Below are 15174 nucleotides of genomic sequence, written 5' to 3' on the forward strand. Positions count from 1 at the left end.
CTAAATTGTTCTTGCGCCGGCAGGACGGCGAAGTCAAACCCCGCCGTACAGCCGAAACAAAAAACAACTCAATCAGTTAACAGGCAAATGTGTGGCAAAGGCATCGTGTAAACGACGCATCTGCCGTTATTTGCGCGCAAGCAGCGCCTGGACCAGCTTTTCGTCGACCGTGCCGGTCGCCGTCATGTCGTTGTCGGTCTGGAAAGCCATGATGGCGTTCTTGGTCTTCAGGCCCATCAAGCCATCGGGGTTGCCGGCTTCATAGCCATTCTTGTTGAGAATGCGCTGGATGTTCTGAACGGCCTTCTTCATGTCGACGCTGGCGGTCGTCTGCGGCGTGCCGTCCTGCCACGACTCAGGAATGTCGGCCGAATTGGCCGCCGGATCGAGCGGTTTCGCCTTCCACATTTCGGTGGCGGCGCGTGCGCGTTCGAGCTGCTCGGGCCTGAGCGCCTTGGCGATCTCATCGCGCTTTGCCGCCGCATCCTTGTCGCCGGTCTTGGCGACGAGCGCGAACCATTTGTAGGATTCCTCGAGATTCTGTTTCATGCCGACGCCCTTCGCCGCCAGGATGCCGAGATTGAACTGGCTGTCCTTGACGCCGAGATCGGCGGCGGCCTGGAACCAGTGCGCGGCCGATTCATTGTCGGTCACGCCGTCGGCCGCCATGGCAAAGAGCACGGCGAGATTGTGCATGGCGCTGGCGTTGCCCTGCTCCGCCGCGAGCTGGTACCAGGTCTTCGCCTTCTTGACGTCGCGCGCGACGCCGGTGCCCTTCTCATAGAAGTTGCCAATGCGGTATTCCGCCGGTGCGAAGCCGAGCTCGGCGGCCTTCTCATACCATTTGGCGGCCGCTGCCATGTCTTGCTTGACGCCGCTCGATTCGGCGTAGCGCGAGCCGATCTCGAACAACGCCTTGGCATCGCCGCCGGCCGCTGCGTCACGCAATGCAGCCGGACCGGCATCGGCCGGGATGTCGATCTTGGCAGTGGCTGCCGCAATCGAAGCATCTGCGGGCGTAACCGTGCCGGTCATGTCCTGGGTGGCCGGCGTGGCGGCCAGCCCTGTGGCCTTTGGCTCGGTGTCCGCAGCTGCCGGGCCCTCAAGTGCCGACGCTGTCGCGTCCGCCGCCGGATCGGGCCACGCCGTTGAAGCCATGGCAGGAACGGGTTCGGCCTCGGGTGCGGTGCCCATCGGTGTTCCGGCGTCCGACGGCGCGGCGAGGGTGGTCTGTGCCGGCATGTCGTTCTCGGTTACCGATTCGGACGGCTCTGCCTGCCGGACGGCGCGGGCCGGCGCGCTGTCCGGCGCTGCAGTTTGCGCGTCCGTCGTTGGCTCGCTGGCGGCACCGACCGACGCGGCTTCCGCTGGCTGCGCGGCCACGGTCGACGCCGCATCGTTGCTGGCTATTTCGACGGGGTCGGAGAAAAAGGCCTTGCCCAGTTGCAGGCCGGCGAGCGCCAGCATGATTGCAGCGGCCGCCATCAGGATCGGCTTGCGCCGCGCCTTGAGCAGGTCGCCGATCCTGAGCGCCTTCACCGGGCCACGCGTCGTCGACTGCCGCTTGAGAGCCTCGGCCTCGGCAGCGGCGGCTTGCGCCGCGCGTCTGGCTGCTGCGATGAAGTCGGATTTCGATGCATCGGCATTGCCGGCCCTGACCGGCGGTCCGCGTTCGTCGCGCACGCGTTTCATGATGGCGTTGAGGTCGGGTGGCCCGGAGCCGGGCTCCAGCGGCCGGTTGGCAACCTTCGGATCCAGTGGCTCGTCGAGATCGGCGCTCGGTATCTCGACATTAGGCGCCGAGCCGGCAAGCGGTGGAACATCCGCCTCCTTCTTGCCCTTGAAGGCGCGCGCCAGTCCGCCGAGCATCGACCTCCGGCCGCCGGTCTGCTCGCTTTTCTCCGTCGTCGTGTCCGAACCAAGCGCCGCCATGGCCGCGGCCGCAGCGGCTTCGGCTGGCGTGCGGGTGCCTGGTTCGCTACGCGAACCTGGCTCATTGCGCATGACGGCAGGTGCACGGCTGTCGAGGTCGGCCATGTCCCCGGTCAGCGGCAATGGCTGGTCGATGTCCATGGACGGCGCGTCCCGAACGGCCATCTTTGACGATCGCGCGCCGCGCCAGCTGTCCGGTTCGACCGGTTTCGTGCTGAGAAGTTCGCTCACCGCGTCGGTCGGCTCGCCGGTCTCCAGTGAGCCCAGTCGGTCGACGATCTTGAGCAGCGTGTCGTGGATGGCCTCGAAGGTCCTCGAATTGCGCTCGTCGGAACGGCGCGTCAGTGCTTCGAGCGTCTTCAGATCCTGGGCGAGGCCAGAAACGGCCGCCGTATTGGCACTGGAGTCGGCAAGCGAACGGACAGCGCTCTCGGCTGCCTCGCGCGCCGCGCTAAGGATGGAATCGCGGGTTCCAGCCAGCGACTTCTCGATTTCGTTGAGACGCGGGCTGATGTCTTCGAATTCCGGCAATGGCGTGCCGGGCTTCGAAAGATGCGCCGACAGGCCCGCGACCTGCGCTTCCAGGCTGCGGATCAGGGCCGGGTCGATGCCAGCGACTTGTGCCGCGGATGAATCCAGCCGGCTTGAAATGTCTTCGAGGCGGCTTTCTAGGCCACGGATCGCCGCTTCGCCTGCGGAATCGGGAACACGCGTCTCCATGCGCTTGGCCAGCGCGCTGAAGCGGGCGTCGATGGCGTCCATGATGCCGGCCCCATCGATCTGCGGCATGCGCTGGTCCAGCCTGTCGGCGACTTCGTCCAGCCGGCGCTCGAGATCGCGAAACAGCATGTTGCCTTGTTCGATCGCGTCTCCCTGGCGGCGCTCCATCATGCCGGACAGCACGTCGAAACGCTGTTCCAGCCCCTGGAAGATGTAATCGGCGTCCGGCATGGCAGGCGCCCTGTCGATCTTCTCGGCAATGAGCGCGATCTGCTTGTCGAGGCGCTCCATCGCCTGCTCCGGCAGATTGGCCCGGCCGGCAAGATCGTCGACCCGGCTCGACAGCATGTTGAGGCGGTCGATGACCTCGCCACTGGGGTGCACCTGCGTGACTTCCTCGATCTGCTGGGCAAGCGAGGCGATCCGCTTCTCGATGCGCTCGAAGGGCTCGGGGTCGAATGAATTGGCCTGCGCGGCGACGGTTGAGGCAACGATAGCGCGGGAAATCTCATCCAGCCGCTCGTCGATCATACCGAATGTGCCGCTGCCGCGATTGTCCTGCTGCCTGGCGAAATGATCGACGGCGCCGGCAAGCGTGCGGACCTTCTCTTCAAGCGACCGCAGCGACAGCGATTCCGGCAAATTGTTGACGGCATTGCTGATCTGTTCGAGCCGGTCGGTCAGCATTGAAAGACCGGGTGCGTCCGACCGCTTGCGCTGATCGGCATCGACACGATCCTCGAACGCGGTCCAGCGGCGGTCGAAATCGTCCCAGCGGCGGCCGACCGCCTGCACGCTCTCTTCGCGCGCCAGCGTGTCGAGCGCGGCCTTGACCTGCTCCAGCTCGAGCCGGAGCATGTTGACGCTTCTGTCGTCGCTCTTTTCGGCCAGGGTCTGGATGGCGCCGGAAAGCCGTTCGAACTCGACGCTGAGTTCGGCGCTGCCTTTGCCGGAGCCCCCCGGCTGAGCGCTTGCTTGGAAAGCCCGCTCGATGTCCTTGCGCAGCGCTTCGAATTCGCGCTGCAGGCCGGCGGTCATCTGGTGGCGCAGTTCCTCGCGCAGGCCGCGCAATTCGCCGGCGATCTTGCCGACCACGGCGACGCCGTCTTCTTGGCCGCGCACGCGGTCGATGTCGCGGGCGATCGCGTGGTAATTCTGGTCGAAGGCAGCCGGTGCTTGGCTTTTCGGCGGCTGCGCGGGGCGCGGATCATCATAAGGCCGGGCGCTGGCATAGCGCGGCTCCGCGCTCGGCCGGCGAGGATCGGGACGCTCGCTCATGTCCTCGCGCGTCCGCTCCAGCCGCTGCTCCAGCGTTTCCAAGGAACGGTTGAGCTGTTCAAGCGTGGTGTGCGGCCTGCGCTGCCTGCCGGCGTTGAGTGTATCGAGATAGGACCGCTTGCTGTTCATCGATGCGCCCGTTCAGAATTACTGGTCCGTCTAATTGCTGGCCTATGACCAGTTTCCCAAGTCTGCCGGAAACGAAGGCGGCCGCGCGGCTCTGCTGCGGTGGAAGACGAGCTTCCCGGGTTTCACCCGCGCTCCGAAAAACCGTGAAAAATTCGCTACAGGATAAACACGGGTAACCGACATGCGCACATTTCGCCCAACGTGGTAAACAACGCGTTAACCAAGCTTAAGAAGTTGCAACGTTGTGTTGGCGGGCCGCCTAAAGCCGGAGTGATGCTCTGGCGGATGCGGCAAAAAGTTCCTCCCGCACAACGCCCTTGCTTCGTGAGGCGGCTATCGGTATAGAATTGACGTAAACGTAAAGGTGCACAGACCGTGCCGTTTGCGATTTGTTTGTTGAAACCACGACTGGAAGCACGCCCCCGCTTCCACTCAGGCGACACTTGGTCCGGGACCGCGGCGCCACCAGATGGGGAAAGCCAGTGACCATGAAACTTGTTTCGCCCGGCGAAGCCGCGGCCAATACCAATGACATGTCTGACAAAGCCGGTGAGGATCTTGTCCGCATCGGCGAGATGGCCAAGAAATACGGAGTAACGCTGCGCACGCTGCGTTTCTACGAGGACAAGGGCCTTCTCAATCCGCAGCGCGACGGCTCGACCCGTCTCTACACCCGGCGCGACAAGGCGCGGCTGAAGCTGATCCTGCTCGGCCGCAAGGTCGGGTTCTCGCTGCGCGACGTCAAGCAGATGATGGACCTCTACGACCCGACCGGCTCCAACACCAAGCAGTTGCGGCTGGCGCTCGACAAGTCGGAGAAGCAGCTTGCCCGTCTGCAGAAGCAGCGGGCGCTGATCGATGATGCCATCAACGAGTTGAGCAACTCGATGGCGGCGGTGCGCCAGATGCTGAGCGAACGTTCGGCGCCACAGGCCAGCGTCGCCGGGTAATTCGGCCTCACCGGCTTCCGGTGAGCCGCCTTTCTGACGAATGAGTGCCGCGTGGCCTTGGCCGCGCGGCACTTTCCGTTGTCTTCCGGCTGCGGCGGGAAGAAGACATTTCAATCTGTTCCGCACTGGCTTCATCGATATAGCGCCGCTACGCTCACGGGCGGGAAAATTTGTCACATCAAAAAATTGACGTTTACGCAAACGTCAACTTTTGCTATCTCGATCTGAACGTTGGTCCGATGCTGTCCCTGACTTCATTTTGGGGCTTGATTTCGGGACCAAGCCGCATGGTGGAGGAAGAGCATGCCGATCTACAGGGCGCCGGTCCAGGACACGCTGTTTGTGCTGAACGAGGTACTGGGCTACCAACGCTATTCCAATCTTCCCGGATTTTCTGACGCGACGCCGGATGTGGTTGAGGCCATCCTCACCGAGGGCGCCAAGCTCGCCGAAAACGTCATGCAGCCACTGAACCGCGTCGGCGACGTGGAAGGTTGCGTGCGCTATGACGATGGCTCGGTGACGACGCCGAAAGGCTTCAAGGAGGCCTTCGACCAGTATCGCGAAGGCGGCTGGATGGGGTTGGCGGCACCCGTCGAATTTGGTGGCCAGGGTCTGCCTTACGCGGTGCATACCGCTGTTTCCGAATATATGGTTTCGGCCAACATGTCGCTGATGATGTATCCGGGCCTGACGCAGGGCGCGATCGCGGCGATCATCACCCATGGCACCGACGAGCAGAAGGCGACATGGCTGCCGAAGCTGGTCGAGGGCACCTGGACCGGCACCATGAACCTGACCGAGCCGCATTGCGGCACCGATCTCGGCCTGTTGCGCACCAAGGCGGTTCCCAACGGCGACGGCAGCTACAGGATTTCAGGCCAGAAGATCTTCATCTCGGCCGGCGAGCACGACATGTCGGACAACATCGTCCACCTCGTGCTGGCCCGCATCGAGGGCGCGCCGGAAGGCGTGAAAGGCATCTCGCTGTTCATCGTGCCGAAGCTCAAGCTCGATGCGTCAGGCAATCCGGGTGAGAAGAACACCGTCTCTTGCGGCTCGATCGAGGAGAAGATGGGCATTCATGGCAATTCGACCTGCGTCATGAACTATGACGAGGCGCAAGGCGTGTTGCTCGGCGAGGCCAATGGCGGGCTGAAGGCCATGTTCACGATGATGAACGAGGCCCGGCTCGGCGTCGGCCTGCAGGGGCTTTCGCTGTCGGAGGTCGCCTACCAGAACGCTGTGTCCTATGCCAAGGATCGCCTGCAGGGCCGCTCGCTGTCCGGGCCGAAGGCGCCGGACAAGAAGGCCGATCCGATCATCGTCCATCCTGACATCCGCCGCAGCCTGATGACCATGAAAGCCTTCAACGAAGCCGGTCGCGCGCTGGCGCTGTGGACGGCGATCAAGTCGGACATCGCCCACCGCTCCGACGACGACAAGGACCGCCAGGCTGCCGACGACTACACCGGCCTGATGACGCCGGTGGTCAAGGGCGTGCTCACCGACAAGGGCTTCGACCACGCGGTGATGGCGCAGCAAGTGTTCGGCGGCCATGGCTATATCGAAGAGCACGGCATGAGCCAGTTCGTGCGCGATGCCCGCATCGCCATGATTTACGAGGGCGCCAACGGCATCCAGGCGCTCGATCTCGTCGGCCGCAAGCTGGCCTTGAATGGCGGCCGCGCGGTACAGGCCTTCTTCAAAGAGGTCGGCGAGTTCTGCGAGGAGAACCGCGCTGACGAGAAGATGGCGCCTTTCACCAAGGCGCTGAAGAAGGGCCACAACGATCTGCAGGCGGCGACGATGTGGCTGATGCAGAACGGCATGGCCAGGCCCGACAACGCCGGTGCCGCCTCGACCAACTACATGCATCTCTTCGGCCTCGTGGCGCTGGGCTACATGTGGGCGCAGATGGCGAAGGCCGCCGGCGCGAAGCTGGCGAACGGCGCCAACGGTGCTTCGTCTTTCTACGAGAGCAAGCTGGTGACGGCGCGCTTCTTCATGGAGCGGATCATGCCGGAGACGTCGGCGCACCTCGCTCGCATCTCCAGCGGCGCCGAGACATTGATGGCACTGCCGGCGGAAGCGTTCTAAGCTCGACAGCGTCGGCACAGCCGACCTTCAACCTGTCGATACGCGGAGGAAATCGTGGCGACAAATCCTGCCGAAATCCTCGGCCTCCCCAAACCCGCCTGGGCGGCGGATGAGGTCGGCATGCTCTACGACATGGCGCACCGTTTCATGTCGGAAGAGATCGCGCCGCGCTATGACGAGTTCGAGAAGAACGAGATGGTCGACCGCGAGTGCTGGCTGAAGGCAGGCGCGGCCGGTCTGCTCTGTGCCTCGATGCCGGAGGAATATGGCGGTTCAGGCGGGACATTCGCGCATGAGAGCGCCATCATCGAGGCGATCGGCCATGTCGGCGTCGACGGTTTCGGCATCGGCCTGCACAATTCGATCGTCGCCCCTTACATCCTCCACTACGGCTCGGAGGAGCAGAAGAAGAAGTGGCTGCCGAAACTGGCGACCGGCGAGTTGATCGGCGCCATCGCCATGACCGAGCCCGGCGCTGGCTCCGACCTGCAAGGCGTCAAGACGCGTGCCGAGAAGGATGGCAACCATTACAAGGTCAACGGCTCGAAGACCTTCATCACCAATGGCCAGCTCGCCAACTTCATCATCGTCGTCACCAAGACCGATCCGGAGAAGGGCGCTAAGGGCACTTCGCTGATCGTTGTCGAGACCGACGAGGTGGAAGGGTTCGAGCGCGGCCGCAACCTCGACAAGATCGGTTTGAAGGCCAACGACACGTCGGAACTGTTCTTCAACGATATGCGCGTGCCGACCTCCAATCTGCTCGGCCACGAGGAAGGCCAAGGCTTCGTCCAACTGATGCAGCAATTGCCGCAGGAGCGGCTGCAGATCGGCACCGGCGCCATCGCCATGGTCGAGCGGGCGCTGGCGCTGACAATCGACTACGTCAAGGAGCGCAAGGCCTTCGGCAAGGCGATCATCGATTTCCAGAACACCCGGTTCAAGCTGGCCGAACTGAAGACCGAGGCGACCATCGGCCGCGTCTTCTACGATGACTGCGTCGCTCGCCACATCAATGGCGGCCTCGACCCGGTGACGGCCTCAATGGCCAAATACTGGCTGTCCGACTTGCAAGGAAAAGTCGTCGACGAATGCCTTCAATTGCACGGCGGCTATGGCTACATGAACGAATACCCGATCGCCCGCATGTTCCGCGACGCCCGCGTTCAGCGCATCTACGGCGGCACCAACGAGATCATGAAATTGCTGATCGGGCGCTCTCTCTGAGCGACTTTTCAGCAAACCCAAGGAGCAGGAAAATGGCCGAAGCTTATGTCTATGACGCCGTGCGCACGCCGCGCGGCAGGGGCAAGAAGGATGGCTCGCTGCACGAAGTGCCGGCGGTGCGGCTCGGCGCCAAGGTGCTCGAGGCGATCCGTGACCGCAATGGGCTGGACACCGGCACCGTCGACGACATCATCTTCGGCTGCGTCGATCCGGTCGGCGAGGCGGGTTCTGTCATTCCGCGTGCCGCAGCCTTCGAAGCCGGCTATGCGACCACGGCGCCCGGCATGCAGATCTCGCGCTTCTGCGCCTCGGGCCTGGACGCCATCAACTTCGGCGCCGCCAAGATCGCACAAGGCGCCGATGAGATCGTCATCGCCGGCGGCGTCGAATCGATGTCGCGCGTCGGCATGGGCGCATCCGGCGGCGCCTGGTTCATGGACCCTTCGGTTGGCCTGCCGGGCTGGTTCGTTCCGCAAGGCATCTCGGCCGATCTGATCGCCACCAAATACGGCTTTTCGCGTGATGACGTCGACGCCTATGCGGTCGAGAGCCAGAAGCGTGCCGCCAAAGCCTGGGGCGAAGGCCGCTTCAAGAATTCGGTGATCTCGATCAAAGACCAGAACGGGCTGACCATCCTCGACCATGACGAGCATATGCGGCCTTCGACCGACATGCAGTCGCTGGCGGCACTCAACCCGTCCTTCGTCATGCCCGGCGAAATGGGCGGCTTCGATGCCGTCGCGGTGCAGAAGCATCCCGAGGTGGAAGAGGTCAACCACGTCCACCACGCCGGCAATTCGTCCGGCATCGTCGACGGCGCGGCGGCCGTTCTGCTCGGCTCGAAGAAGGCCGGAAAGACGCTCGGCCTGAAGCCGCGCGCACGCATCCGTGCATTCGCCAATATCGGCTCGGAACCGGTGCTGATGCTGACCGGTCCGGTCGACGTGACCGAAAAGCTGCTGAAGCGCGCCAAAATGAAGCTGTCGGACATCGATCTGTTCGAGCTTAACGAGGCTTTCGCCTCAGTGGTGCTGCGCTACATGCAGGCGTTCGACATTTCGCACGACAGGATCAACGTCAATGGCGGCGCCATCGCCATGGGCCATCCGCTCGGCGCCACAGGCGCGATGATCTTCGGCACCGTACTGGACGAACTGGAGCGCCGGAACCTGAACACCGCGCTGGTGACGCTTTGCATCGGCGCAGGCATGGGCACCGCAACGATCATCGAACGCGTCTGACGGGAGAGACCGATGAGCTACACCAATTTCACCCTCGACATCGACGCAGACGGCATCGCGCTGATCACCTGGGATATGCCCGACCGCTCAATGAACGTCTTCACCGAAGAGGCGATGCTGGAACTGAACGCCATCGTCGACAAGGTGGCGAGCGATGCGGCGATAAAGGGGGCGGTCATCACCTCCGGCAAAGACACGTTTTCCGGCGGCGCCGATATCACCATGCTGCAGAAGATGCTGACGACCTTCGCCGCCGAAAAGGGCAAGGACGTCGAAAAGGCGACCAAGGCGCTGTTCGACAATGCCGGCTACATGACCGGCCTGTTCCGCAAGCTGGAGACTTCGGGCAAGCCGTGGGTTTCGGCGATCAACGGCACCTGCATGGGCGGCGCATTCGAATTGTCTCTCGCTTGCCATGGCCGTGTCGCGGCCGATTCCGACAAGGTGAGGATGGCGCTCCCCGAAGTGAAGATCGGCATCTTCCCGGGTGCCGGCGGCACCCAGCGCGTGCCGCGGCTGACCGACCAGCAGCAGGCGCTGCAGATGCTCACTTCCGGCCAGACGCTGTCGCCGCAGAAGGCCAAGTCGATGGGCCTGATCCACGAGATCGCCGAGCCGCAAAAGCTGGTTGAGACCGCCAAGGCCATGATCAAAAATGGCTTGAAGCCGGTGGCGCCGTGGGACGAGAAGGGCTTCAAGCTGCCTGGCGGCCCGATCTATTCGGTGGCTGGAGCCAATCTGTGGCCGCCGGCAATCGCCATCCTGCGTCGCGAGACCTATGGCAATTATCCTGCCGCCGCGGCCATTCTGAAATGTGTCTATGAAGGCCTGCTGGTGCCGTTCGACACCGCCTTGCGCATCGAGCAGCGCTATTTCACCGAGATCATGCAGACTAAGGAAGCTGCGGCGATGATCCGCTCGCTGTTCGTCTCGCTGCAGGAGCTGAACAAGGGTGCCCGCCGCCCGGCCGGTGTGACGGAAACCAAATTCAAGAAGATCGGCGTGCTCGGCGCTGGTTTCATGGGCGCCGGCATCGCCTATGTCACCGCCAAGGCCGGCATTCCGGTGGTGCTGCTCGACCGCGACATGGAAGCGGCCGCCAAGGGCAAGGCGCATTCAGACAGCCTGATCTCGGATCAGGTCAGGAAGGGCCGCGCCAAGCTAGAGGACAAGGACAGACTGCTGTCGCTGATCACGCCGACGGCGGATTATGCCGACCTCGCCGGCTGCGATCTGATCGTGGAAGCGGTGTTCGAGGATTCGGGCGTCAAGAAGGACGCCACTGAAAGGGCAGAGGCCGTGCTGAAGCCGGCGGCAGTCTTCGCGTCGAACACATCCACCATCCCGATCTCTTCGCTGGCGAAGAATTCGGCGCGACCGAAGAATTTCATCGGCATCCATTTCTTCTCGCCGGTCGACAAGATGATGCTGGTCGAGATCATTTTGGGCAAGAAGACGGGCGACAAGGCGCTGGCTACCGCGATCGACTTCGTCCGCGCTATCAAGAAGACGCCGATCGTCGTCAACGACACGCGCGGCTTCTACGTCAACCGCTGCGTGCTGCGCTACATGTCGGAAGCCTACAAGATGCTGATCGAAGGCGTCCCAGCGCCGATGATCGAGAATGCGGCGAAGGCCGCCGGCATGCCGGTCGGCCCCTTGGCGCTCACGGACGAAACGGCGATCGACCTCGCGCAGAAGATCATGAAGCAGACCATGCGCGATCTCGGCGAAAAGGCGGTCGATCCGAAGCAGATGGCGCTGATCAACACGCTGGTCGATACGCATGGCCGCTTCGGCCGCAAGAACGGCAAGGGTTTTTACGACTATCCGCAAAAGCCTGCCAAGAAAAAGCTGTGGCCGGGCCTGAAGGATCTCTATCCGCAGCTGGCGCCCGAAAAGGTCGACTATGAGGAACTGAAGCAACGGCTCCTGGTCACCATCGCGCTGGAGGCGGCGCGAGTGATGGAGGAGGGCATCGTCACCGATCCGCGCGAAGCCGATGTCGGCTCGATCCTCGCCTTCGGCTTCGCGCCCTTTACCGGCGGCGTGCTGTCCTACATCGACGGCGTCGGCGCCAAGAAGTTCGTCAAGATCGCCAAGGGCCTGCAGAAGAAGTACGGCGCCGAGTTCAAGGCGCCCAAGCTCCTGCTCGACATGGCGGAGAAGGGCGAGACCTTCTACCAGCGCTTCGATCCCTACGCGAAAGGCGAGGTGAAGAAGGCAGCCTGATGCCGCCTTCGGTGGTGGACAAAATCACGGCCACCGGTTAGAACGAGGAAGGTATTTTTTCCTGTTCTGAAGGAGAGCAAAAGTGCTCTCGCATGATCGCGTATGGGCCGCCATCGACGCTCTCGCCGAGCGCTATTCGCTTTCGGCCTCGGGGCTGGCGAAGCGTGCGGGCCTCGATTCGACCGCCTTCAACAAGTCGAAGCGGCTGTCCTCGGACGGGCGGCCGCGCTGGCCGTCGACCGAATCGCTGGCCAAGATCATCGAGGCGACGGGCGCCTCGCTCGACGAATTTACGGGACTGGTCGAAGGCCGGGGCAAGCCCGGCCCCGGATCCCTGCCCGCGCAGAGGTCTTCCGTGCCGCTGCTTGGCTTCGCTCAGGCCGGCGCCGGCGGCTTCTTCGACGATGCCGGCTTTCCGGCGGGGCAGGGCTGGGACCTGATCGAGCTTCCGGCACAGGCGACCGAAACCTCCTATGCGCTGCAGGTCCAGGGCGATTCCATGCTGCCGCTCTACCGCAACGGCGACGTGCTGATCGTCGAGCCGGGCGCTGCCACCCGCAAGGGCGATCGGGTTGTCGTCAAGACCAATGCCGGCGAGGTGATGGCCAAGGTGCTGGACCGTCAGACGGCGAAGTCGATCATGCTGGTCTCGCTCAATCCCGATCACCCGGACCGCGACATTCCTATGCGCGATGTCGAATGGGTGGCGCGGATTGTCTGGGCAAGCCAGTAAGGGGCCGCCGGTGCGTCCGCTTCATGCAGCCGCTGCGGTGTTGACGATTTTGGTGACAGGGGCCGCGATCGTCGCCGGCGGCCGCGCCGTGCTGCATGACGAAAGCGTCCGTGTCGCAGCTCGGGCGCAGGCCGGCATGGCGGCGCAATCCGAGGCGCCTGCTACATCAGCGATTCCCCGACCCAAGATGGTAAGGCCGGAGGTCCATTCCAGGGCCATCGATCCCGAGGTCATCGCGCCGCCGCAGCTTCAGTCCGAAGAGCTTGAACGGGTCGAGCCGCGCGCGCCGTTGAGCGAGCTGGCGCTGGCCGGACCGCCCAAGCCGCCCAAAACGAAAATGCCCGACGACTGGAACGGGACAAAGCTGTTCCAGCCGGTTGCATCGGCCGCAGGAGTGATCGAGGCCAAGGGCTACTCGGTCGCGATTTCCGGTATCGACATCGTCAGGCAGGACGAAACTTGCACCGACAGCGCCAAGTCCTGGACGTGCGGCGTCCGGGCGCGAACGGCGTTCCGTGCTTTCCTGCGCGGCCGGGCGGTGGTCTGCACGGTGCCGCCCGAGGGCGGCCGCGACCTGGTCGCCGCCGAATGCCGCGTTGGCAACCAGGATGTCGGCCAGTGGTTGATCGAAAACGGTTGGGCACGCGCCACCAAGAACGGCCCTTACGTCGAGGCCGGCGACAAGGCGCGTACGGCGAAGAAGGGCATTTTCGGGCCGGCGCCCAGTCTCTCCGGCCTGCCTCCGGCACCAGCCCCCGTCGCTGCCGCATCGCAACCGACGCAGCCGATTCTCGATCCGTCGGCGACGGCTACGCCGCCATCCGAGACGACGGCTACGCCACCAACTGACCAGCCAACGCCTTCTGAATGAGCGCGCGGGTCTCTGCGATGCCATAGAGCGCGGCGAACGAACCGAAGCGCGGGCCGCGCTCCTGTCCGATCAGCACCTGGTAGATCATCTGGAAGAAGGCGACGGAGACGCCCGGCCCGCCTTCCGGACTCTGCTTCGAATGGTCCTGATAGCGCTCGACCTTGCGCGCGACGTTGAGGGCGGCATTCTGGATCACCTCACCATCGGCGTCTGGCGGCAACGCGGCGAGCGCTTCGGAGAGTTTCGTCAGCGCCTCGCGCTCGACCCCGTCGGCGGCCCGGTACACCTTGGCCGGCTTCACGAAATCGTCGAAATAGCGGATCGCATATTCAGCCAGCCGGTCGAGCTCGGGATGGGTCGTCGGCGTCACACCCGATGTGTGGCGCGAAATGAACCCCCACAGCACGTCCCTGTTCTGGGCGTTCGAGGCGCTGACCAGATTCAGCAGCAACGCGAACGACACCGGCAGGTCGACGACAGGCGGGTTACCGTCATGCATATGCCAGACGGGATTTCCCAGCCGCTCCTTCCACTCCTGCCGGCGATAGGCGGACAGAAAGGCGTAATATTCGTCCACCGCCTTCGGAATGACGTCGAAATAGAGCTTCTTGGCCTGCCGCGGCCGCTGGTACATGTACAGCCCGAGGCTTTCGGTCGGTGCATAGGTCAGCCATTCGTCTATGGTCAGTCCGTTGCCCTTCGACTTTGAAATCTTCTGGCCGTTCTCGTCCAGGAACAGTTCATAGACGAAATGCTCCGGCGCCCGCCCACCTAGGATGTTGCAGATACGGTCGTAGATCACCGCATTCGTCTGGTGGTCCTTGCCGAACATTTCGAAATCGACGCCGAGCGCCGCCCAACGCATGCCGAAATCGGGCTTCCATTGCAGCTTCACCTTGCCGCCAGTTATGGGAAGTGTTGTCTCGGTGCCGTCATCGTCGAAGGTGATGGTGCCGGCCTTGGCGTCGACATGCCTCATGGGAACGTAAAGCACGCGGCCGCTCTTGGGGGAAATCGGCAAGAACGGACTGTAGGTCGCCTGGCGCTCTTCGCCGAGCGTCGGCAGCATCACGTCCATAATTTTGTCAAAATGTTCGGCAGCGCGCAGCAGAACTTCGTCGAAACGGCCAGCCTTGTAGTATTCCGTCGCGCTGGCGAACTCGTAGTCGAAGCCGAACGTGTCCAGGAAGCGGCAAAGCATTGCGTTGTTGTGGTCTGCGAAGCTCGCATAGTCGCCGCCGAAAGGATTGGGGACGGACGACAGCGGCTTGTGCAGGTGCGGCTCGAGTGCGGCGCGATCCGGGACGTTGTCCGGAATCTTGCGCATACCGTCCATGTCGTCGGAAAAGCACAAGATCTTGGTCTTGACCGTGTCTCCGGTAAGCACACGGAAAGCGTGGCGCACCATCGAGGTGCGTGCGACCTCGCCGAAAGTGCCGATGTGGGGCAGCCCCGACGGACCGTAGCCGGTCTCAAACAGGACGGTGTCGGGAAAGTCAGTGCCTTTGTAGCGCTCGACGATCTTCCTGGCTTCCTCGAACGGCCAGGCCTTGCTTTCACCCGCCGCCGCAAGCACCTCGGGATTGAGATCGATGATGTTTGATCCCGCCATGTCACTGTTTTCCAAATCATTCGCCGGCATCGCCGCAGAAGGGGGCCGGAAGAGGTTTTTTCAACCGGTCTCTAGGCGTGCCTGCCGTGGGCGTCAACGATCGCGGCTCTTTTTCCTTGCGGCGTTGGTGCCTCGTTCCTAACTTCGGA

9 protein-coding genes are annotated in these 15174 nt (G+C 63.3%); 7 read left to right on the plus strand and 2 right to left on the minus strand.

What is annotated here, in order from left to right:
- Positions 1-126: 126 nt before the first annotated feature.
- Positions 127-4059 carry a peptidoglycan-binding protein gene (locus tag RPG13_RS10100; RefSeq protein WP_337124970.1) on the minus strand — a complete coding sequence of 1311 codons (3933 nt, stop codon included), beginning with the start codon at positions 4057-4059 and terminating at the stop codon, positions 127-129.
- Positions 4060-4547: 488 nt separating this feature from the next.
- Between RPG13_RS10100 and RPG13_RS10105 the strand changes: the two genes are divergently transcribed.
- The 7 genes from RPG13_RS10105 to RPG13_RS10135 all read left to right on the plus strand — a co-directional run bounded on the left by RPG13_RS10105 (position 4548) and on the right by RPG13_RS10135 (position 13413).
- Complete coding sequence (locus tag RPG13_RS10105) at positions 4548-5009, plus strand: MerR family transcriptional regulator (RefSeq protein WP_095487963.1); 462 nt, start codon at positions 4548-4550, stop codon at positions 5007-5009.
- Positions 5010-5312: 303 nt separating this feature from the next.
- A complete protein-coding gene (locus RPG13_RS10110; RefSeq protein ID WP_337124971.1) occupies positions 5313-7109 on the plus strand; it encodes an acyl-CoA dehydrogenase in 1797 nt (598 codons plus the stop codon).
- Positions 7110-7163: 54 nt separating this feature from the next.
- Positions 7164-8336 (plus strand): acyl-CoA dehydrogenase family protein, encoded by a 1173-nt coding sequence (locus RPG13_RS10115; protein ID WP_337124972.1) that lies wholly within the window; start codon positions 7164-7166, stop codon positions 8334-8336.
- Positions 8337-8368: 32 nt separating this feature from the next.
- Positions 8369-9577 carry an acetyl-CoA C-acetyltransferase gene (locus RPG13_RS10120; RefSeq protein WP_127203564.1) on the plus strand — a complete coding sequence of 403 codons (1209 nt, stop codon included), beginning with the start codon at positions 8369-8371 and terminating at the stop codon, positions 9575-9577.
- A 12-nt stretch (positions 9578-9589) separates the two neighbouring features.
- Complete coding sequence (locus RPG13_RS10125; protein WP_337124973.1) at positions 9590-11809, plus strand: 3-hydroxyacyl-CoA dehydrogenase NAD-binding domain-containing protein; 2220 nt, start codon at positions 9590-9592, stop codon at positions 11807-11809.
- Between the two features lie 82 nt (positions 11810-11891).
- Complete coding sequence (locus RPG13_RS10130) at positions 11892-12542, plus strand: S24 family peptidase (RefSeq protein WP_095487973.1); 651 nt, start codon at positions 11892-11894, stop codon at positions 12540-12542.
- Positions 12543-12552: 10 nt separating this feature from the next.
- Positions 12553-13413 (plus strand): thermonuclease family protein, encoded by an 861-nt coding sequence (locus tag RPG13_RS10135; protein ID WP_127290307.1) that lies wholly within the window; start codon positions 12553-12555, stop codon positions 13411-13413.
- On the opposite strand, the gene RPG13_RS10140 is transcribed toward RPG13_RS10135, so the two are convergent.
- The gene (locus RPG13_RS10140) at positions 13376-15025 is read right to left on the minus strand and encodes a lysine--tRNA ligase (RefSeq protein ID WP_337124974.1); all 1650 of its coding nucleotides are present in this window, start codon (positions 15023-15025) and stop codon (positions 13376-13378) included. The two genes, RPG13_RS10135 and RPG13_RS10140, sit on opposite strands and share 38 nt — an antisense overlap.
- Positions 15026-15174 lie beyond the last annotated feature (149 nt).

The organism is Mesorhizobium sp. ISC15 (genome assembly GCF_037162615.1).
Classification (GTDB): domain Bacteria; phylum Pseudomonadota; class Alphaproteobacteria; order Rhizobiales; family Rhizobiaceae; genus Mesorhizobium; species Mesorhizobium mediterraneum.